Origin of the sequence: Edaphobacter sp., from assembly GCF_035532915.1 — a bacterium.
GTDB lineage: Bacteria > Acidobacteriota > Terriglobia > Terriglobales > Acidobacteriaceae > Edaphobacter.
Window position 1 is genome coordinate 1 of the sequence record NZ_DATKQC010000160.1, and the last position, 20,542, is coordinate 20,542.

Consider the following 20,542-nt stretch of genomic DNA (forward strand, 5'->3'; position numbering starts at 1 on the left):
TGCGGCTGACTGGTTTCAGGGTGTGCCCTTCAATCACTTTCCCCTCATGCACTTGAGGTCAATATGGACGCGTAGCTCAGCTGGTAGAGCATTCGACTCTTAATCGACTGGTCGCAGGTTCGATCCCTGCCGCGTCCACCATTTATTTCCCCACTGACGAAAGATCGAAGTACAAACGTCGTACGGCTGCACCTGCGGCAGCTTCTCAACGCTCTACCTCGGGGCTGTGACGCTGGCAGCCCGTCGTGCGCGTCATTGAATCCACACAATGGACCCATGCGAATGCAGCCGTCGATATCCAGAGAGGATACTTCTGGACTACACTTACCCCACAGATGTACGGGGCTTTAAAGTATCTCAATCATGTCCGAGCAAAAGAGAATCTGGCGAATGGTGGTTCCAATAGCGCTCCTCGCGCTATTGATGTGCACAACGCTCGGTATGGTCTGGCACCATCACGTCAACACGACACCCGACAACTGCCCGATATGCCACCTCAGCCATATGGTAGTGGAGCCTTCAGCTCCAGCCGTCCAGGTATCCGCTCTACCGCCAACAGGCATCGGGCTGGAACCTCTGAATATTCACTCCACAGTCCATTCTTCCCCCCGAAATATTCCTGCACGCGCTCCCCCTGCATAGCCTCCGCATGTCTTCCGTGCTGCTCCAGCACGCCAATCAGTGTATCGCCTTGCTGAAGAAGGCTGGCCGTCCATGCATCTACATCGTCTGTGTTCCGCAATACTTCTAGTTCCCTCCATTCTGTCCGGTGCGGCAGGCGCGCAAAGCCCGCCTGCTCCGCAAGCGCATACGCTTGCTCAAAAACCGGGGACGGTAATCATTACCCTCGACGACGCGATTCAGATGGCGCTTCAACATAATCACACCCTGCTGGCCGCGCGCACTGAGATCGAGCAGAATCAAGCGGCGGAGACTACCGCCAACCTGCGCCCCAACCCGGTATTGATGGGCGATGCCCAGTTTCTGCCGCTCTTCCAGCCAGATCAGTTCACATCGGATTACCTGGACAACACAGCGCAGTTCGATCTCGGCGTCAGCTATCTGTTCGAGAGAGGCAAGAAGCGGCAGCACCGGCTGAAAGCTGCCAAAGATCAGACGGCCTTGACCCGGGCGCAGGTGGCTGACAATGCGCGCAGTCTTACCTTCAGCGTCGCCTCTCAGTTCATCAACGTTGAACTTGCCGAATCGACGCTTGCTCTCGCTACACAGGACCTGAAGAGTTTTCAGAACACCGTAGATATTGGCGAAGCGCGTTACAAAGCCGGCGACATCAGCCAGGACGATCTCCTGAAGATACAGCTTCAGATGCTCCAGTTTCAGACCGACCTATCGACGGCCAAGCTCGCCCGAGTACAAGGTCTTTCGGATCTAAGGCAATTGCTGGGGTACGAATCGATCGTTCCCGACTTTGAGGTTGCCGGGCCCTTTGACTACCAGCCAGTCAAAGGCAACCTCGAAGATTTTCAGGCGACGGCATTGCAGAGCAGGCCGGACTTGCAGGCAGCGCGGCTGGGAGTCGTCGCCGCGAATAGTCAGCACGATCTGCAAAAGGCGATTGGGAAACGAGACGTCACGGGACAGGCCAGCTATACCCATCTGGGTTACAGCAACGACATCTCTCTCTTTGGACAAATACAACTGCCGATCTTCGATCGCAACCAGGGTGAGATCGCACGCACCGGTTTCGCCATCTCGCAAGCAGAGGAACAGGAAAAATTCGCCAACGGGCAGGTACTGACGGATGTAAGAGACGCATTCGAGAGTCTGCGGACCAATGACGAGATCGTTGGCCTCTATCGTTCGGGATACCTCGACGAGGCGCAGCAGTCCCGCGACATCAGTGAATATGCCTACAAACGCGGCGCGGCAAGTCTGCTCGACTTTCTCGACGCGGAACGCAGCTACCGCACCACGCAACTCGGCTACCGCCAGGCACTCGCATCTTATCTGCTTGCGCTCGAACAGCTTCGCGAGGCGGTTGGAACCAGGAGCCTACCATGACGACCGCACCAATCAAACGCCGCAGTTACAGGATTCCGGGTGCGACCGCGCTGGCCTTCGCATTGATGCTCACGGCCTGTAGTTCGGGCGACCGCGAACATGCAAGCCAGATGACTTCTTTTTCAGCGAAGGCCTCGAAGTCTGCGACGCCACAGCTCTTCACCATTCCGCAGGATCAGATGTCGCATGTGCAGGTGGTCACGATCGCGCCGACTACCTTGACACGCACTCTGCGGCTTACCGGAACCGTTGCATACAACGCTTTCAAAACTACGCCAGTCATCAGCCAGGTTGGCGGTCCCGTCAGCCGGATTCTTGTGGTGCCCGGACAGCATGTCAGAGCAGGGCAAGCGATGCTCGATGTAAGCAGCCCCGATTATTCCCAATTGCTGGATGCTTATTTGAAGGCAGCCGATTCTTACCGCCTGGCAAACAAGAGTTATGCCCGCGCGCAGGACTTATATCAACATCACGCCATCGCGGAACGCGATCTGGAACAGGCTGAATCGGACCGCAATCAAGCCCAGGCAGACATGAACGCAGCCGAACAGGGGATGAAGATACTGGGAATTAAAAACCCTGCCGATCTGGCGAAGGCACCTTCATCAGCGCTGATTCCAGTGCTCGCTTCGATTAGCGGTGAAGTCGTCGAACGCCTCGTCTCGCCGGGACAGGTAGTGCAAGCTGGCCAAACGCAGGCCTTTACCATTTCCGACCTGAGTACGGTGTGGGTACTCGCTAATGTCTACCAAGCGGACCTGGCCTCCATCCGCAGTGGCGACGACGTCGTCGTACAGACGGACGCCTATCCCAGCAGCTTCCACGGACGCATCTCCTATGTCTCGCCAGCACTCGATCCCGGCACAAGAACGCTACAAGCGCGCATTGTTGTGGACAATCCCGGAGAGAAGTTAAAGAAGGATATGTATTGCAATGTCACGGTGACTGCGGGTTCGCTCCCGAATGCGATTGCGGTACCCAACTCGTCTGTTCTGCGCGACGATGACAACCAGCCCTTCGTCTACGTCGCCAGTGGCCCCAATCAGTTTGGGCGGCGCGATGTGGAACTAGGGGAAAGCCAGAATGGTCAGACACAAATACTGAAGGGCATCTCCGTTGGAGAAAGAGTTGTCGGCGATGGCAGCCTCTTTCTTCAGTTCGCTAATTCGCTGCAGCACTGAGGAGGCGGCTTTAAATGATTAATCATGTCGTCCAATTCGCATTGCGGCAGCGGTTGTTGATCCTGTTGTTTGTGCTCTTTATCGTCATCGGCGGAGTGATCTCCTTTCACCACATGCCGATCGATGCCTATCCCGATCTGGCTCCTCCGATGGTGGAAGTCATCACGCAGTGGCCGGGCCATGCCGCCGAGGAGATCGAACGTCTCGTTACCGTCCCTACTGAAGTGGAGATGAACGGCGTACCGAAGATGTCCGTGATGCGCTCGATCTCGCTGTACGGGCTCTCGGATGTCATTCTGACCTTTGATGAGGGTACCGACAATTATTTTGCGAGACAGCAGGTCTTCGAGCGTCTCAGCGAGGTGACGTTTCCTACCGGCGTAACGCCGACACTCGCCCCGCTGGCAAGTCCCTCCGGACTCGTCTATCGGTATGTGCTGGAGAGTCCCGATCGCACCCCGCAGGAATTGAAGACCTTTGAAGATTGGGTGATCGACCGGCAATATAAACAGGTTCCCGGGGTCGCGGACGATTCCGGCTTCGGCGGCACGGTGATGCAGTACCAGGTTCTTCTCGACCCGGCAAAGCTCTACGCTTACCACCTCACAGTGCCGACGGTGATTCAGCAGCTCTCCGCCAATAACTCCAATGCCGGTGGCGGCTTCTATTCGCAGGGTGGCCAAATCTATTATGTCCGCGGTCTCGGCCTCATTCACGATACGTCGGATATCGGCAATGTCATCGTAGGAACGCAAAATGGCGTGCCCATACGTATTCGTGACATCGGCGAAGTGGTCATAGGAAATGCCCCACGGCTGGGCGAGTTCGGGTTCAACAAAACAGACGATGCCGTTGAAGGCGTCATCATGATGCGGCGAGGCGAACAGACGCAAAATGTGTTGAAGGGCGTCGAAGCGAAGACACAGCAACTCAACGAAGGGATCCTTCCGCCCGATGTAAAGGTCCACGCTTATTACGACCGCAGCGATCTTGTTCAACTGACCATCGACACCGTCGAGCACAACATGCTGCTGGGAATGAGTCTCGTTCTGCTCGTCCTGATGGCCTTTCTGGTCAGCATTCGAGCCGCCGTGATCGTAGCTCTCACGATTCCGCTGGCGCTGCTCTTTTCTTTCATCTTCCTGCATGCACAAGGCATCGCGGCAAATTTGCTCTCTATCGGTGCGATCGATTTCGGGATACTCATCGACGGAACATTGGTGATGGTCGAAAACATCTTCCGCGAATTGGGTGTGCGCGAAGGGCAGAGCTATAACCTGCATGAGGTAATTCTGACGGCTGCGAAGGATGTAGACCGTCCTATCTTTTATTCCGTCGCAGTGATCATCGCGGGCTATCTTCCGATCTACGCGCTTACTGGCCCGTCGGGAAAATTGTTCAAGCCCATGGCCGACACCGTTTCGATTGCGCTCGTCGGCGCATTGATTCTGACTCTCACCTTTGTTCCCGTGATGTGTTCGTACTGGTTCAAGAAGGGTGTCCGGGAGCGCGAGAACAAACCATTTGAGTGGATGCGCAAAATCTACGCGGTCCAGCTCGATTGGTGTCTCGACCACCCGAAGGCCACCATGACTGGGGCCACGCTGATCTTCGCTGCCACACTGCTGCTCATTCCCTTCATCGGCGGAGAGTTCATGCCGCATCTCGACGAGGGCGCGCTATGGGTGCGCGCAACAATGCCTTACACCGTCTCATTCGAGACCGCAAGCAAGTTCTCGCCGCAGGTTCGCAACATCCTGCTGAAGTATCCCATGGTGACCGATGTTGGCTCCGAGCTCGGCCGCCCCGACGATGGCACCGACCCAACCGGCTTCTTCAACGACGAGTTCTATGTTGGCCTCAAGCCTTACAATGACGCCTCATGGAAGACCGGCCGAATTCACAATAAGGCGGACTTGACCGAGGACATTCAAAAACAGCTCCAGGCATTCCCCGGCGTCATCTTCAACTACACACAGCCTGCCGAGGACGCAGTCGACGAAGCGCTTACCGGTCTTAAAAGCGCTCTGGCTGTAAAGATCTACGGCCCCGACCTTAACACGCTCCAGAGTAAGGCGCTCGAGATTAAGCGACGACTCGCCAAGGTGCCTGGCTTCTCGGAGCTGACAGTCGTTCGCGAATTGGGACAGCCCAGCCTGTTGATCGACGTCGATCGCGATAAGATTGCTCGCTACGGCATTAACGTGGCTGATGTCGAGGTGATCGTCCAGGCGGCCGTCGGCGGACAAGCCGCCACCCAGGTCATTCAGGGCGAAAAACTGTTCGACCTCGTTGTCCGCATGAAGCCTGAGTTCCGTGAAGATGCGCACCAGATCGGCAATCTACTCGTCGGGACACCTTCCGGCCAGCAGATTCCTTTGAGCGAACTGTCGAATATTCACGAGGCGGGCGGTGCATCGTTCATCTATCGTGAAGATAACGCGCGGTATATCGGCGTCCAGTACAGCATCGACGGACGCGATCTCGAAAGTGCCGTCCGGGCCGGCCAAAAATCGATCGCCGACATTACAAAATCACTGCCCCCTGGATACCGGCTCGCATGGGGCGGAGAGTACGGAGAATTCCTGCAGGCTAAGCATCAGATGGAATTCATCGGCCCGCTTGCCTTGCTTATTATCTTCATGATTCTTTTCGCGCTTTACGGCAACTTCAAATTTCCGTTGACCATCGCTCTCGGTGTGTTGCTGACCGAACCCGTGGGCGCTCTTATTGCCCTCAAGCTGACGCACACTCCATTTAGCGTGTCATCGGCTCTAGGCTTGCTCGCGTTGATGGGAGTCTCTGTAGAAACGGCTGTGATCCTCGTCTCCTATATCAACAAATTGCGTCTGGAGAATAAGGACATCCGCACAGCGACGCGCGAGGCATCGCTACTGCGGCTGCGACCCATTATGATGACCGCTCTGGTTGCGTGTCTGGGGCTCTTGCCTGCGGCGCTTTCCACCGGCATCGGTTCCGACACCCAGAAGCCCTTTGCAATCGTGATCGTCGCAGGACTCGTCTCTCGGCTCTTCCTGGGCTTCTTCGTTAACCCAGTGTTGTACGAGATGGTCGCTCGCGATGGAGACGTGCTGCAGGTGTGACCTGCGCCTCTTGCTCCGACGTGACTCATAATAAGGACGAAGTACCGATCCCCATTATTAAATTCAAAGCGCGCTCTGAAAATAAAAAATGCTCCTCCATGTTGAGGAGCATTTTTTATTTTCCCTCCGTCATCAGGAGGAATGTTATCTATTTCAGGAAGAGCCTAGAAGGCATACGCAACGCCAAAGGTTGTGACGAAGGGGGTCAGTCCATGCGCTGCAAATCCGGGCGTTCCATAGCCAGGCCACTTCTGCGCTTCAATATCGATGGCGCGAATGTTGATGTGCTGAGAGGCACGATATTCAATGCCGCCTCCAACAGAAAAGACGCCAAAAGTATCGGTGTGCGGATGGGGATAAGTGCCGGACTGGTATTCAAAACGCCCTATTCCACCGAGTACCTTCCCATAGGCGCGAACACGATCCCGGTGCAAAAGAGTAAATCTCGGACCAACGAGGTAGGTATTTTCGCCAATATCGGTCGGAGTAAGAACGTTGATCTGATGCACATCGGCTTCAATGCCAACACGACGCCATAAATCTGCATCGCCGTAGACCGTATAGCCTTTGATGTAAGTCCCACCATAATCAGGTATGGCGAAACTGAAGCCCGCACCGACCTGTACCGACCCCAGACGCGTGGCCATGGGAACGGCTTGGGCATGGGACGTTAAGGACAAGCCGAACATAAAAAGAAATAGGCCAATGATGTGATGTCGTTTCAAGATGATGCCTCCAAACAGTGAGATTCCGGGAGAACCCGCTAAGAAACTTAGAAGCAAAGTTTGGTTAACACGTTGCCCAGCAACAATTAGCGGCGCTAGCAATTATGAAGGGAACACGCCTTTGGAGGCTTCGGTGCGCAAGCCATAAAAAAGTTGCAAGTTCAATTAAAACAAAAGTTAACGAGAGATAGCCAAGAGGATGACTATTCAATTCCCAGTTTTTTCCACAGTACATCGACGCGCATCTTTACCTCTGGCTCCATCGCAAGCATTCCGGGCCATTCCCGCGTAAACCCCTCCGCAGCCCACTTGCGCGTAGCGTCAATCCCCATCTTGCTTCCATAATTTGGAAGGCGGCTTGCATGATCGAGAGAGTCCACCGGTCCAAGCGTGAACTGAATATCCCTCTCGGGATCGATATTGTTGGTCGTGCGAAGAACTACCTCCGCCACGTCCTGCACATCGCAATCCTCATCGACGACGATGATGCACTTTGTAAACATTGCCTGCCCCATCGCCCAGATGCCGTTCATTACCTTGCGCGCATGACCCGCATAAGATTTCCTTATCGAGACAATCATTAAGTTGTGGAAGACTCCTTCCGCAGGAAGGTTCACATCCACGATCTCAGGCATGGTCATCTGCATCAGCGGCAAGAAGATCCGTTCCACCGCCTTGCCCATCCACGCATCCTCCATGGGAGGCTTTCCCACAATCGTGGCAGCGTAGATCGGCTGCTTGCGATGCGTGATCGCAGTGACATGAAAGACCGGATAGTCATCTTGCATCGTGTAGAAGCCTGTGTGGTCGCCAAACGGCCCTTCGGTACGTAGCTCGCCCAGTTGCACATAGCCTTCGAGAATGTACTCCGCGTGTGCCGGGACCTCGAGGTCTACTGTCTCCGCCTTCACTAGTTCCACTGGCTTCTGTCGTAAAAATCCAGCGATCAGATACTCTTCGACCTCTGGCGGCGCTGGAACGATCGCAGAAAAAGTAGTGGCTGGGTCGGTGCCAATCGCCACGGCGACCTCCATGCGATCGTTGCGAATCTTCGTCAGCGTCGTTGCGTTCAGCGTCTCGAGAGAAGCAGCCGTAGCCGTGCCACCAGCCGTCAGCGCCATCAGGTCGACACCGCTCGCGAGATTAGGGGTCGTGGCACGCAAGCGATCTCGCATATGCTCGGCGGCAACTTTCTGCCGTTGCCAATGCATCCCTGTAGTCTTGCCATCGTAGACCTGCATCCGGTACATACCCACGTTGCGCTTGCCCGACTTCGGATCGCGCGTAATCACGCACGGAAGCGTAATGAAGCGACCGCCATCCTGCGGCCATGTCTTCAAAATGGGCAAATCGAAAAGATTGACGTCATCGCCACGATGAATCACTTCTTTGCAGGGAGCATCCCGGGCAGAGATAAGCTTCGGGAAGAATCCACCGATTTCAGCCAATTTCGGCAGCATCTTGAGTTTGTCAAATAGGCTCGTCGGCGAGACCGGATGCAGCAGCTCGCGAATACGGCCCGCAATGTCGTCGAGTGAATCGGTCTCAAGCGCCAGCTTCATCCGACGCTCGCTGCCGAACTGGTTCATCAGCACACGAGCCTTCGGATAGCCCTTGACGTTTTCAAACAGCAGTGCCGGCCCTCCGGCCTTCGCCGTACCTCGTCCCAGCTTGGCGGCACGGTCCGCAATCTCGGCCATCTCAAGAATCGGATCGACCTCAGCGGTGATGCGCTTCAGTTCTCCAGCCTTTTCGAGTTGCTTTATCCAGTCGCGAAGATCGTTGTATGCCAATTCCCTCTCCTGCCGCAGCAGACCACGGTCGAAACTCTATGGTAACGGGTTCTGCGCAGGAAGTCTGAAGTCAGCGCGCCGGGAACATTTCCCGTGCGCAGGTGTCTAACATACCAAGTACGCATTCCTCGCAGATGCGCACCTGATCCGCTGTTTGGAGAGGTGCTTTTATGTTCGAGGACAGTTTGGTCGTATCGCAGGTTCGCCATACCTCTTCGCCCGAGCGCTGGACAGCTCTGGCATCCATGGGCTTTCAATTTGCACTGGCCGCGCTCATCATCGCGATACCTTTGTTGCATCCGGAGAGGCTGACCTTCGTGGCTGAGACACCGCGCATTCTCTTGCCACTGCCGCCCCGTACTCCCATTACCATCCAACATGCACAGGCAGCATCCTACTCGTCCAACGTGATGACTCCCGCAACAACACACCCTATGCCCATGTTGCCAAGATTCATTCCGCTGCCAGGCGATGATGCTCCTCTCATCACTGCCATTTCATCCGGCAGTGGCATGACTGATGGTTCACCCATCAACGTAGCGCTTGGAGACTCCATCCACGAACCCCGCGTCGTCGTCATTCCAGCACGTGTGGCAAAAGGGCCGGTGCGCATCTCTTCCGGCGTCTCTACAGGCATGCTCATAGCTCCAATTCGGCCCATCTATCCCGAAATTGCCAGAGCTGCACGCGTCGAAGGAAAGGTGGTCGTCGAAGCCACGATCTCCCGCACCGGAGCGATTGAGAGCCTGCATGTAGTCAGCGGTCCGGCCATGTTGCAACGGGCAGCCCTCGACGCCATTCGCGCAGCGCGCTACCAGCCGTACCAGCTCAACGGAAGCCCCACCGAAGTACAAACCACAATCTCAGTGAACTTCCGCCTGGGGAGTTGAAGTAGTAATCTGCGTCAGCACTGGTTGAACGTGCGGGGTGTCTTCGATGTAGTCCACCAGCGGATACCCTGCCTCTTTCCATCCGTCGAAGCCGCCACGCAGCGGACGCACCCGGTAGATGCCCATCTTGTGAAGCTGCATCGCCAGCTTGGCACTGGTCTCTTCACTCGGGCAGGTGCAGTAGAGAATCACATCGCGGTCGCGAGGAATAATCTCGCTGTGCTGCCGGATCTCATTCGGCCCAATGCGCAGCGCCCCCGGCAACACCCGCGGATCGGGCAGGTAGTCCAGCGGGTGGCGCAGATCGACGATGAACGGTGGAATATTTCCCTGCGCCTCCGCCTTGTCCATCATGGTCTTCAGCTCGGCGGGCTCAAGTCTCATGCTGCGAACCTGCTGCAAAAACCTGCGCTGCTTGAAGAGCCGATAGGCAAAGAAACCAAACACCATGGCGACGAAGATGATGAACGCAAAGTGCCCCAGAAGCTGAAAGAACCGCGCACTGCGTTTTGCCAGGTCGCCGAAGAAACGCCCGGCGAGCAGAAAGGTCTCCGCCCAAAGGACCGATCCGGCGAGGTCCCAGATCAGGAAGCGGCCATACGGCATGCCGGTCTGTCCTGCAATCGGCGCAGCGACCGTGCTCAGCCCGGGAACGAACTTCGAAATCAGCAGCGTAACCGGGCCCCGCTTGGAGAAATACCCCTCAGTCTTGCTGACGCAGGTCGAGGCCTCAAATGACAATCGGCAAAGAAGCTGTAGAACACTCTTCCCATAACGCCGACCCAGCGCAAACCACAGCGTATCGGCCAGAATGCAGGCCACCAGAACAACTCCCAGCGCATACGAGTGATGGACCTTATGGGTAGCGCTGAGGGTTCCCGCCGTCAGCAGCACCGGAATGCTGGGAATCGGTATGCCGAGCTGCTCCGCCAGAACCCAGAAGAACAGGATCAGGTAGGCATAGTGGACGAAAAATACAATCGCTATCGGCATAAGGGTATGTTTGGTAGATGACTCAAGTCGGAGTTTGGATGCGAGTGCCTTGCCGTTAAAGATACACAGCCCCGCCGGTTTATGGGCAGGGCCGCAATACAGATTGTTGAAGACTGCCCTTCACGAGGGACAGCAGCCAGTTTTCTCTATTTCACCGCGACATAAGGAGTGACGGAGAAACCAGGTCGAAGCTTGTAGTCTCCATTCTCTTTCTGCAAATTGGTGAAGTCGATGCGCACCGGGATCCGTTGCACCACCTTCACATAGTTACCGGTAGCGTTCTCCGGCGGGAACAGCGACAGGCGTGACCCCGTGGCGCCGCCGATCTGGGTGACCTTGCCGTGGAACTTGCGACCTCCCAGAGCATCCACCTCAATCGTGACGTCCTGTCCGGGGTGCATGTGTTGAATTTGCGTCTCCTTGAAGTTCGCCGTAACCCACAGATCAGTCAGCGGAATAATCGTCAGCAGGTCCTGCCCAATCGAAAGATTGGCGCCTACCTGCACGTTTTTCTTGTTCACAATTCCCGTCGCGGGAGCCGTAATGTGGGTATAGCTCAGGTTAAGCCGGGCCTGGTCCACCTTCGCCTGTGCCTGCTGCACCTCGGCAAGAGCCGCATTGGCCTTCGCCTCCTGCACCTTCACCTGCTGCGGACCGTTCTTGACCGACTCATTTGCCGAGAAGCGCGCCTGTGCCAGCTTCTGCTGCGCCTCTCGCACCGCTTCCTGCTGCCCGATCACCTGCGACTGGGCCTCGATGACAGCGGCCGACGTACCGGCAGCCTGCGCCACTGCAGCGTCGAACTGCTGCTTCGAGATGACGTCCTTCTGAACCAGCGGCGTATACCGATCTACATCCAGCTTGGCCTTGAGTGCGTTAGCCTTTGCCTGGTCGACGCGGGCGGCTGCGGCCTGCTCCGACTTCTGAGCCTGCGCAACCGCAGCCTGCGCACCTTGCACGTCAGAGCTAGTGGTGCTCAGGTTCGTGCTCACATTCGTGCTGATAATAGGAACGTTGACATTCGCCTGGATGGCCGCCGCCTGAGCGCTGGCAAGGTTCGCCTCCGCCTGCTCCAGCGCTACCTGGTAGTCCTTGGGGTCGATCTCTGCGAGCAACTGCCCTTGCTGTACCGTCTGGTTGTCGTCTACGTAGACCTTGATGACCTGCCCGGTCACGCGCGAGCTTACCTGATAGAGGTTGCCATCGACCTGCGCGTCGTCCGTATCCTCGCTAAAGGTGGAGTGCCAGTAGAACAGCGCTGCTCCCACCACGAGAAAGATCAGCACTGCGATGATGATGAATTTCCGGCGCGACGACTTCTCAGGCTGCTGCGGGGTCTCATCGTCGCCACCCCGGCTACCCTTGCCCGCATCATCGTGCGATTTGATGTGAACCGTTCCACTGATCTCCGCGGTCTGTCCGTCGTGATTTTGATCCACTTGGTCTGACAAGCTACTTTCCTCCGAGATAATCTTTGTAATTCGTCTGCGCTACGCCCAGCGCCCGGGCCAGCGAAAGCTTGGCGACATTGTGCTGGTAGAGCGCGCTGATGTACTGATCGTTCGCCAGTTCCGTCTGCGACTGCGCCTGCGAAACCGCGAGGTTGTCCGAGACGCCTGCATGAAACCGTTGCTGGGCATCGCTCAGCGCCTCGTCGGCAAGCTCGACATTAGAATGCGTCGCTTCCACTAGCTTTTCGGCAGCCTGAATATCCAGCAGGCTGTCGCGAACCTGGGCATTGACCTGCTGCACCTGATCGGCCAGCCTGGCCTTCGCCTGCTCGTATTGAGCATCCGCAACCTGCTCCTGGCCGCGGGTCTTGGCAATCTGCAGCACTGTTGAACTCACCTTGCCGGTCGCCGAATACGTGCCATGCGAGTGTCCGGGCGTTGTTCCCAGATCGCCAAAGTCGCCCGAGAAGCTCGCCACGGGAAGCTGACTGGCCCACGCCGAGGTCTTCTCCGCACGCGCCGCCTTCACCTGCTCAGCCGACGCCGCAAGGTCTTTACGGGCCGCAAGCGCCTGCGCGAAAGCCGTATCGGGATTCGCATGGTCCAGCGCCGCATAGGGAACCTGATCGGTCAGCCGAAACTCCTGGTCCAGTGGCAGGCCGATCGTACGGGCCAATGCAAGCTTGTCTTTCGCCAGATCATTCTTCGACGAGATCAACCGCTGCTCTTCGTTCTGATAATCCACCTGCGCTCGCAGCACATCGAGCTTGGGGCTGGTTCCGGCATCGTGCGCATCCGTCGCCTGATCGAGCGAGACCTTCGACGTAGCCATCTCTGCATTGACGGCCTCAATGCGTGCCGCGTCCGCGATGCACAAAAGGTAAGCGTTGCCCACGGTCAGCACCACCAGATTGCGGGCGTCCTCCGCCGTCAGCTTTGCACCCTCAAAATTATGTTTCGCTGCGATATAGTTCTGCAACGCAGAGACGTTTACCAGGTTCTGCGTCAGGTAAGCCCTGAAGTCCACCACCTGAAATGGCCCGATGATCGGGTTCAGCCCGGGAAACTTCAGACCTTCAGCCGCAAGGTTGATCTGCTGCACCTCAACGCTGCCCGAAGCAGTCACCGTAGGCAGCAACGACTGCAACTCCTCCAGCCGCTGGCCGCCGGCATTTTTCTGCGCCGAAGTCTGCAAAATGATCCCAAGGTTATTGCGAAGCCCGCGCTGAACCGCCTCGTCCAGCGAGAGGTCCATCACCGCTCCGGTCGACTTCCCTTCCACCACGCTGCCCTGAAACGAATCCGGCGTAGCCTGCGCCCCATTGGCCCCCGATGCGTTATAAAGCTGCTGCTGCGCTCCCGCGATCGGCGAGCTGGTCGGCCCCGTGCTCGGCCCGCTGGCCGGACTCTGGCTCGCATCCTGCTGGGCCCAGGCGGGCAATACCGCGCCCGAAACGCATAGCAGCCCAATCCCCAGCGTTGCCACCACGTTCCGGGAGTAACGCGCTCTCATGCTTTGGCTCATACCTTTGAATGTTACCTGCATTTCTCCCACTAATCTTACGGATTTGATGACACGGAAATACCGGCATCCAGCATCATCGACTTGATTGTGTCTTTCTTCGTATATTCAGATGCGCTAAGTCATCCGGAATGTTCAAAAAAGTATCGTATGCGAAAATTCGAGCAGAATTCTTCTCCTCCCTCGTTCTTGTCGGGCCCTCCAGTTACACTGCTACTAAAAGCATTTACTAAGCGAAAAAAGGAAACCACCATGTTTCTCGGAGTAGACGTCGGAACCGGCGGCACCAGGGCAATTCTCATCGACCGCAGCGGCAAAGTCATCGCCTCAAGCAGCGCCGAACACGCGCCGGTTCACTCCGAACACATCGGCTGGGCCGAGCAGGACCCCCATGACTGGTGGCGGGCCGCCCGTGAAGCCATCGCCGGAGCCATGGCCGAGAGTGAGCTTGCAGGCACCGAGATTGAGGCCATCGGACTCACCGGCCAGATGCACGGCTGCGTCATGCTCGACGCCGACGGCAAAGTCCTCCGCCCTGCCCTCATCTGGTGCGACCAGCGCACTCAGCCGCAATGCGACTGGCTGACGGAAAAGATCGGCTTCGAACGCCTGATCGAGCTCACCGCCAACCCCGCCCTGCCAAACTTCACCCTCACCAAACTCCTTTGGGTCCGTGACCACCAGCCCGAGATCTTCGCCCGCATCGCCCACGTTCTCTGTCCCAAAGATTATGTCCGCTACCGCCTCACCGGCGAGTTCGCCATGGACATGCAGGAGGCCAGCGGCACGCTTCTGCTCGACGTAGCCCACCGGCGCTGGTCTACCGAAGTAGCCGAAGCCGCCGGAATCCCGATGCAGTGGCTCCCCCGCCTCTACGAAGGCCCCGAAATCTGCGCCCGCATCTCCGACGCCGGAGCCGGGGCCACTGGCCTCGCCGCAGGAACGCCCGTAGCCGCCGGAGCAGGCGATCAGGGTGCCGGAGCCGTCGGCATGGGTATTCTTGCTCCCGGCTCCGTCTCCGCCACCATCGGCACCAGCGGAGTCGTCTTCGCCGCCACAGACGCTCCCACCAAGGACCGTCTCGGTCGGCTCCACACCTTCTGCCACGCCGCTCCCAACCGCTGGCACGTCATGGGAGTCACCAACGGCGCCGGTCTCAGCCTGCGCTACTTCCGCGATACCTTCGCCGCCTCCAGCAGCTACGACACCCTCAGCGCTCTCGCCGCCGAAGTCCCCGCCGCCAGCGACGGCCTGCTCTGGGCTCCCTACCTCTTCGGCGAGCGCACGCCGCATCTCGACCCCAACGCCCGCGCCGCCTTCGTCGGTATCACCGCGAGCCATACCCAGGCACACTTCGTCCGCGCGGTTCTCGAAGGCGTAGCTATGAGCCTGCGTGACACCTTCACCCTCTTCCACGAACTGCACATCCCCGTCGACAATATCCGCCTCGGCGGCGGGGGAGCTCGTGGCCCGCTCTGGCGGCAGATTCAGGCCGACGTCTACGGACAGCCAGTAGAACTCCTCGAAGCCGAAGAAGGCGGAGCCTTTGGAGCCGCTCTCCTTGCCGGAACCGGGGTCAACGCCTGGCCCAGCGTCGAGGCCGCCTGCGCCGCCACCATTCGGATCTCCCAAACCATCGCTCCGCAGAACGCTGCCGCGATGGACGAGGCTTACCGCCAATACCGCAAAATCTACCCTGCCTTGCGGTCCATCGCCGGCTAACTAGCGACCCAGATGCAGCTTGCTGACGTTATGCATCGTATCCGGGTCGCCGGGCTTCAGCTCCAGCACCTTCCTGTAAAACGGCAGCGCGACCTCGTCCTGGCCGCGCTGCTGAAACAGAACCGCCAGATCGAAGTAAGGCGTCGGGTCCGCAGGATTGTTCTTGATGGCCGCCTGAAAGCACTGGATCGCTTCGTCGATCCGCCCCGCGCTGGTCAGCAAAACGCCGAGATCGTTGTAAGCATCGCTCTGTTCCGGCTTCAGAGCGATTGCCCTGCGAAAGCCTGCCTCTGCTTCCTGCCTGTCGCCTAGCTGCTGCAGCGCCACCGCCAGGTTGAGCACCGTTCCCTCATCCTGCGAATTGAGCGCCAGGGCCTGCTTAAACTTCTTCACCGCCGCCGGCAGATCGCCTCTCTCTCTATATTGATCGCCAAGGTCGTAGAGCAGCAATTCACTTCTCGGAGTAGCCACCAGCGAACTCTCAAAGAGAGCCACCGGATCGGTCCAATCCAGCACGCGCGTTCGAACCCGCCACGCTCCCCACATCATCCACACGACGAGGCACCCCACCGCAAACCACTTCGCGGCCCCGGCATACTCCAGCACCAGTGATGCCACCGCCAAAGCTAACCCCGCTGCCGCCATATACTCAAACCGCTCGGCCATGCCCTGATAGATAAACACAAATCCGCAAAACGGCAGCAACGCAATGACCGTCAATGCCAGCCCGGCAGCAACCAGTGGAACTCGCTTGCGCAGCAGCACAATCGCGACCAGCATCACAACCAATCCCATCCATCCGGCGATCGTTCCCAGCGAGGCAGCATTGGGCGGCATCGACGTCGAGCGCTCCACGCTCATGTGGACGGGCAGAACCATCCACTGCAGATATCTCCAGAAGGCCAGCCCCACGGCCCACAACGCGGCTCCCGCATGGCCGGTCGAACCGGTCTTCACGGCCTCGCGCAGAACTCCATAGATCACCCCGGCAAGAACCGAAGCCGCCGCCAGCCATCCTGCCAGTCTGGGCGACAGACGATCCGTTGCATACGCCACTAGCAACGTCAGCGGAAGCACCAGAACGCCTTCTTCGTGGCTCAACAACGCCGCAAACGAAGCCACAAAATAGGCCGCCAGCAGCAGCCACGATCTTCCCCGGCGCAGATAGACGTCCGCCGCAAGCAGCGCCAGCAGCACAAAGAAGGTGCAGAGCAGATAGCCCCTCGCGCTGACCCATGTCACCGCCTCAGTATTGATCGGAAGCCCCAGCCATAGCAGCGCCGCCACCACAGACGTCCAGGTTGCAACCCGCAACCTTCGCAGCAGCAGAAACCCCAGCACCCCATTGATCCAGTGCAGCAGAAGGTTGGTGAAGTGGAAGCCGCTCGCATCCAGTCCCCACAGCCGACGGTCGAGAGCGAGGCTTACCCAATAAAGCGGACGATAGGTCGCACCCCCCGGTCCACGAAGCTGGCTATTAAAGGAGACCGGCGCCAGCAGAAAACGATGGAACGTAAGCCGCAAAGAGGCCAGCGCCGGATTACGAACGATCTGGTCGATATCGTCATAGAGAAACGGAGCATTCAGCGCATTCCCATAAAGCACCAGCACCCAGATCGCGCAGGCAAAAGCGAAGACGATCCCCTGATGCGCAAAGCACCAACCGGCGAGAGCACTCCACCGCGATACGCGATCTGGCTGGACCGGTCGATTTGTTCTGGATGAAGATCTCAAAAAGTAAGCCGCCATGAGCCTGAGATGCCAGCGCCCCAAACATTTGTTCTATGCCAATAAGCCACATAGCCATCTTATCAATCGCCCAAATGTGTCCCACGTTTGGCCAGCCGCATCCACTATGAAACACTGGTGCACAACCAACCAAGGAGAGCAGCAATGTCAGACATAGGAGTTGCAGTCATCGGTTTCGGCCTCGCCGGACGCGTCTTCCACGCCCCTTTCGTCCACGCCGTCCCCGGCCTCAGGCTCGAGGCCATCGTGCAGCGCCGCGGCGACGAAGCGGCCAAGGCCTATCCCGAAACCCGCATCCTCCGTTCCGTCGAAGAAGCGCTCGCCGACCCGGCCATCCAGCTCATCGTCGTCGGCACGCCCAACGAAACCCACTTCGCGCTGGCCAAACAGGCCCTCGAAGCCGGTAAGCACGTCGTGATCGACAAGCCCTTCGCTACCACCACCGCCGAGGCCCGCGAGTTGATCGACCTCGCCAAGGCCCGCAACCTCGTCCTTGCCCCGTACCATAACCGCCGTTGGGACGGCGACTTCCTCACCGTCCGCAAGCTGGTCGACCAGAAGTCCGTGGGCAGGCTCGTCACCTTCGAGTCCCACTTCGACCGCTTCCGCCCGCTGCCACGCGAGGCCACCTGGAAAGAAGCTGGAAGTGCAGCCAACGGTATGCTCTTCGACCTCGGCCCTCACCTCGTCGATCAAACATTGGCGCTCTTCGGCGCACCCCAGGCCATCACCGCCAGCGTCCGCAAAGACCGCGACTCCACCGAAATAGAAGACGCCTTCGACATCACCCTGCACTATCCTCGGCTGCTCGCCCACTGCCGAGCCAGCATGCTTGCCTGCGACGCCGCTCCGCGCTTCCTGCTCCACGGCACCCACGGCAGCTTCAAAAAATACGGTCTCGATCCACAGGAGCCGGCCCTCCTTGGAGGAGCCAAGGTTCCGCCCATGGGCGACGCAAAGGCATGGCTCAATGAACCGGAGTCCGAGTGGGGAGTCCTGACTGTAGCGCCCAACCCAGCCGACCCCACCACGCTGACCCGCACTCCCGTCAAGACCGAAACCGGAGACTATCGCAACTACTACGCCAACGTGCGCGACGCCATCAACGGCACAGCCCCGCTTGCGGTCCAGCCCGAAGATGCCTACCGGGTCATCAAGCTGCTCGAGATGGCCCGCGAAAGCTCCGCGAAAGCCCGCACCCTTCCTGTAAATTTCTAAAAAAAAGCAAAAGGCCTCCTCTTCAAACACTTGAAGAGGAGGCCTTTTATTGTCTGATTTCCTTCAGGAATCAGCCGGACTGTCCGTAAGTGGCCGAAGCACCGTGCTTCCTGAAGTAATGCCGATCCAGCAAAGCCTGCGAAACACCTTTGCAATTGGCCTGCAAAGTCAGTGTCCGGTAAGCCATCCGCGCGACTGCCTCCAGCACTACCGCATTGTGCGCCGCGTCATGCGGAGTCCTGCCCCACACAAAAGGGGCATGCCCCGCCACCAGGCAAGCAGGCACGGCCAACGGATCGATCCCTTTGAAGCGGTTGACGATGGCCAATCCGGTCTCATGCACATAGCGTCCGCCGATAGCCTCGTCCGTAAGCTCTTCCGTCACCGGAACCGGTCCATAGAAGTAGTCGGCATGGGTCGTTCCCAGCGCCGGAATCGCCATCCCCGCCTGCGCGAAGCTGGTCGCATACTCCGAGTGAGTGTGTACGACGGCCCCAATCTCGGCGAACTCCCGGTAGAGCAGCGTATGCGTATCCAGATCGGAGGACGGCCGCAATGTGCCCTCGACGATCTTCCCATTCAGATCAGTCACTACCATGTGTTCCGGCCTGAGTTCGTCATAATCGACGCCGGAGGGCTTAATCACCACTAATCCCTGCTTGCGGTCCACACCGCTGGCGTTGCCGAACGTGTAGAGCACAAGCCCCCGTCGAACCAGCTCCAGATTGGCCTCGAGCACAGACTTTCGTAATTCTTCAAGCAGCATCAACAGCCTCTTTCTATGCAATTCCGCACAAAACCGTGCAATGGTTTCAGAATATCTGAAACGTCCTATAAAGATGCTTTCCCTTGATAAAGTAAGGTCATGAGCACTGAACAAGATACGAGCGTCACCTCCCTTCCCCTTGGCTTTCAATGGGGTGCGGTCAAAGCTGGCATCAAGGCCAGCGGAAAGCTGGATGTAGCCGTCGCCATCGCCCCCAAAACCGCAAAGGCTGCGGTGATGTATACGAAAAATCAGGTCGTTGCCGCACCCGTGACCGTCGGTCGCCGCCATCTCCAGTCCACCGGAGGCAGGGTAGTAGCCGTATTGGTCAATGCCGGCAACGCCAACTGCGCCACCGGGCAGGCCGGAATCGAAGCCTGCGTGCAGACTTGCGTTGCCGCAGCGGAGACATTTCACTGCATCTACGATGAAGTCTTTCCCTCTTCGACCGGTATCATCGGCGTCCCCTTCCCCGCAGAAAAAGTAATCGCGGCGCTGCCTGCCATACAGACCGTGTTGGGCAGCACTTCAGATCACGCAGAGCTTTTTGCCCAGGCCATTATGACGACCGACACGCGCATGAAAACTGCTCGTGCAGTCATCGACATCGACGGCACCAGAGTCAATATCTTTGGCGCCGCAAAGGGTGCCGGCATGATTCATCCGCAACTCGGAGCACCGGTCGGTCCTCCACACGCCACGATGCTGGTCTACCTGTTCACCGATCTGGCAGCCGAGACCGAGGAACTCAACAAGCTTTTGGCTCCGGCTGTGGAGCAAAGCTTCAACTGCATCTCTATCGACGGCGATACCTCGACCAACGACACCGTGTTGTTGCTGGCCAGCGGAGCCAGCGGGACCAAGCTCAACGAACGGACGGTCGAGCCCTTCGCCAACGCGCTCAATCTGGTATGCGGTTCGCTGGCTCATCAGATCGTCGACGACGGCGAGGGAGTAACCCATGTGGTGACGCTGCACGTTACAGGAGCTCGCACACCGGCGGAAGCGAAGCAGGTTGCCAAGGCAATCGCTCACTCCCCTCTCTGCAAGACGGCCTGGTCGAGCGCAGACCCGAACTGGGGCCGCCTGCTTGCAGCCGCCGGATATAGCGGAGTGACCTTCGATCCGGAGAAGGTCAACATCAGGATCGGCACGCAACCGGTCTTCGAGATGGGAATGCGCGCACCGCTCTTCGATGAAGCTGCGGCACATGCGACCATGCAGGAGCGCGAATACACCATCACGCTGGACCTTGGACAAGGCAATGCCGAGTGCAGATTTATTACCTGCGACCTCACTGCGGAATATGTGCGGATTAATGCCGACTACTCCACATAGAACTTGTTTCTGAAACCATCTCCCCGGCGGTCGATTATCAGCTTCTTATCGACCGTTTTCCCTTGAAA

Annotated in this window: 14 protein-coding genes and 1 tRNA gene; 8 read left to right on the forward strand and 7 right to left on the reverse strand. The window is 58.0% G+C overall.

Annotation, left to right across the window (positions count from 1 at the left end; all coding sequences use genetic code 11):
* Nucleotides 1-65: 65 nt before the first annotated feature.
* The 4 genes from VMU57_RS07680 to VMU57_RS07695 all read left to right on the forward strand — a co-directional run bounded on the left by VMU57_RS07680 (nucleotide 66) and on the right by VMU57_RS07695 (nucleotide 6,307).
* A tRNA-Lys gene (locus VMU57_RS07680) sits at nucleotides 66-141 on the forward strand.
* Nucleotides 142-714: 573 nt separating this feature from the next.
* Nucleotides 715-2,022 (forward strand): TolC family protein, encoded by a 1,308-nt coding sequence (locus VMU57_RS07685; RefSeq protein WP_325382108.1) that lies wholly within the window; start codon nucleotides 715-717, stop codon nucleotides 2,020-2,022.
* The gene (locus VMU57_RS07690) at nucleotides 2,019-3,203 is read left to right on the forward strand and encodes an efflux RND transporter periplasmic adaptor subunit (RefSeq protein WP_325382110.1); all 1,185 of its coding nucleotides are present in this window, start codon (nucleotides 2,019-2,021) and stop codon (nucleotides 3,201-3,203) included. The genes VMU57_RS07685 and VMU57_RS07690 overlap by 4 nt, the downstream gene beginning before the upstream one ends.
* 14 nt (nucleotides 3,204-3,217) lie before the next feature.
* On the forward strand, nucleotides 3,218-6,307 hold the full coding sequence (locus VMU57_RS07695) for a CusA/CzcA family heavy metal efflux RND transporter (protein ID WP_325382112.1): 3,090 nt from the start codon (nucleotides 3,218-3,220) through the stop codon (nucleotides 6,305-6,307).
* A gap of 164 nt (nucleotides 6,308-6,471) precedes the next feature.
* Here the strand turns inward: VMU57_RS07695 and VMU57_RS07700 are convergent, their stop codons facing one another.
* Together VMU57_RS07700 and VMU57_RS07705 are read right to left on the reverse strand one after the other, a co-directional pair.
* On the reverse strand, nucleotides 6,472-7,032 hold the full coding sequence (locus VMU57_RS07700) for a hypothetical protein (protein ID WP_325382114.1): 561 nt from the start codon (nucleotides 7,030-7,032) through the stop codon (nucleotides 6,472-6,474).
* A 203-nt stretch (nucleotides 7,033-7,235) separates the two neighbouring features.
* Nucleotides 7,236-8,825: a UbiD family decarboxylase gene (locus VMU57_RS07705; protein WP_325382116.1), complete on the reverse strand. Its 1,590-nt coding sequence runs from the start codon at nucleotides 8,823-8,825 to the stop codon at nucleotides 7,236-7,238.
* A 170-nt stretch (nucleotides 8,826-8,995) separates the two neighbouring features.
* Between VMU57_RS07705 and VMU57_RS07710 the strand changes: the two genes are divergently transcribed.
* Entirely contained in the window at nucleotides 8,996-9,715 is a 720-nt protein-coding gene (locus VMU57_RS07710; RefSeq protein WP_325382118.1) for an energy transducer TonB, read from the forward strand.
* Here the strand turns inward: VMU57_RS07710 and VMU57_RS07715 are convergent.
* The 3 genes from VMU57_RS07715 to VMU57_RS07725 form a co-directional block, all read right to left on the reverse strand.
* On the reverse strand, nucleotides 9,689-10,708 hold the full coding sequence (locus VMU57_RS07715) for a VTT domain-containing protein (RefSeq protein ID WP_325382120.1): 1,020 nt from the start codon (nucleotides 10,706-10,708) through the stop codon (nucleotides 9,689-9,691). The genes VMU57_RS07710 and VMU57_RS07715 overlap by 27 nt on opposite strands.
* Before the next feature lie 146 nt (nucleotides 10,709-10,854).
* Nucleotides 10,855-12,159 (reverse strand): HlyD family secretion protein, encoded by a 1,305-nt coding sequence (locus VMU57_RS07720; protein ID WP_325382122.1) that lies wholly within the window; start codon nucleotides 12,157-12,159, stop codon nucleotides 10,855-10,857.
* A 1-nt stretch (nucleotide 12,160) separates the two neighbouring features.
* On the reverse strand, nucleotides 12,161-13,672 hold the full coding sequence (locus VMU57_RS07725; protein ID WP_325382124.1) for a TolC family protein: 1,512 nt from the start codon (nucleotides 13,670-13,672) through the stop codon (nucleotides 12,161-12,163).
* Between the two features lie 261 nt (nucleotides 13,673-13,933).
* Between VMU57_RS07725 and xylB the strand changes: the two genes are divergently transcribed.
* The gene (xylB, locus tag VMU57_RS07730) at nucleotides 13,934-15,403 is read left to right on the forward strand and encodes a xylulokinase (protein ID WP_325382126.1); all 1,470 of its coding nucleotides are present in this window, start codon (nucleotides 13,934-13,936) and stop codon (nucleotides 15,401-15,403) included.
* On the opposite strand, the gene VMU57_RS07735 is transcribed toward xylB, so the two are convergent.
* Nucleotides 15,404-17,137, reverse strand: a complete 1,734-nt coding sequence (locus VMU57_RS07735; RefSeq protein WP_325382128.1) for a tetratricopeptide repeat protein — start codon at nucleotides 17,135-17,137, stop codon at nucleotides 15,404-15,406.
* A gap of 159 nt (nucleotides 17,138-17,296) precedes the next feature.
* On the opposite strand from VMU57_RS07735, the gene VMU57_RS07740 reads away from it, so the two are divergent.
* On the forward strand, nucleotides 17,297-18,370 hold the full coding sequence (locus tag VMU57_RS07740; RefSeq protein WP_325382130.1) for a Gfo/Idh/MocA family oxidoreductase: 1,074 nt from the start codon (nucleotides 17,297-17,299) through the stop codon (nucleotides 18,368-18,370).
* A 70-nt stretch (nucleotides 18,371-18,440) separates the two neighbouring features.
* Here VMU57_RS07740 and VMU57_RS07745 read toward each other — a convergent pair whose 3' ends face one another.
* Nucleotides 18,441-19,136 carry an L-ribulose-5-phosphate 4-epimerase gene (locus VMU57_RS07745; protein WP_325382132.1) on the reverse strand — a complete coding sequence of 232 codons (696 nt, stop codon included), beginning with the start codon at nucleotides 19,134-19,136 and terminating at the stop codon, nucleotides 18,441-18,443.
* A gap of 99 nt (nucleotides 19,137-19,235) precedes the next feature.
* Here VMU57_RS07745 and argJ point away from each other — a divergent pair, with 99 nt between their 5' ends.
* Nucleotides 19,236-20,474 carry a bifunctional glutamate N-acetyltransferase/amino-acid acetyltransferase ArgJ gene (argJ, locus tag VMU57_RS07750; RefSeq protein WP_325382134.1) on the forward strand — a complete coding sequence of 413 codons (1,239 nt, stop codon included), beginning with the start codon at nucleotides 19,236-19,238 and terminating at the stop codon, nucleotides 20,472-20,474.
* Nucleotides 20,475-20,542: the final 68 nt, after the last annotated feature.

Bases quoted from the DNA above. Each gene is read 5' to 3' on its own strand.
- VMU57_RS07690 (WP_325382110.1), top strand. From the start codon at position 2,019: ATGACGACCGCACCAATCAAACGCCGCAGTTACAGGATTCCGGGTGCG.
- xylB (WP_325382126.1), top strand. From the start codon at position 13,934: ATGTTTCTCGGAGTAGACGTCGGAACCGGCGGCACCAGGGCAATTCTC.
- VMU57_RS07725 (WP_325382124.1), bottom strand. From the start codon at position 13,672: ATGAGAGCGCGTTACTCCCGGAACGTGGTGGCAACGCTGGGGATTGGG.
- VMU57_RS07685 (WP_325382108.1), top strand. From the start codon at position 715: ATGCATCTACATCGTCTGTGTTCCGCAATACTTCTAGTTCCCTCCATT.
- VMU57_RS07710 (WP_325382118.1), top strand. From the start codon at position 8,996: ATGTTCGAGGACAGTTTGGTCGTATCGCAGGTTCGCCATACCTCTTCG.
- VMU57_RS07695 (WP_325382112.1), top strand. From the start codon at position 3,218: ATGATTAATCATGTCGTCCAATTCGCATTGCGGCAGCGGTTGTTGATC.
- argJ (WP_325382134.1), top strand. From the start codon at position 19,236: ATGAGCACTGAACAAGATACGAGCGTCACCTCCCTTCCCCTTGGCTTT.
- VMU57_RS07740 (WP_325382130.1), top strand. From the start codon at position 17,297: ATGTCAGACATAGGAGTTGCAGTCATCGGTTTCGGCCTCGCCGGACGC.
- VMU57_RS07715 (WP_325382120.1), bottom strand. From the start codon at position 10,708: ATGCCGATAGCGATTGTATTTTTCGTCCACTATGCCTACCTGATCCTG.
- VMU57_RS07745 (WP_325382132.1), bottom strand. From the start codon at position 19,136: ATGCTGCTTGAAGAATTACGAAAGTCTGTGCTCGAGGCCAATCTGGAG.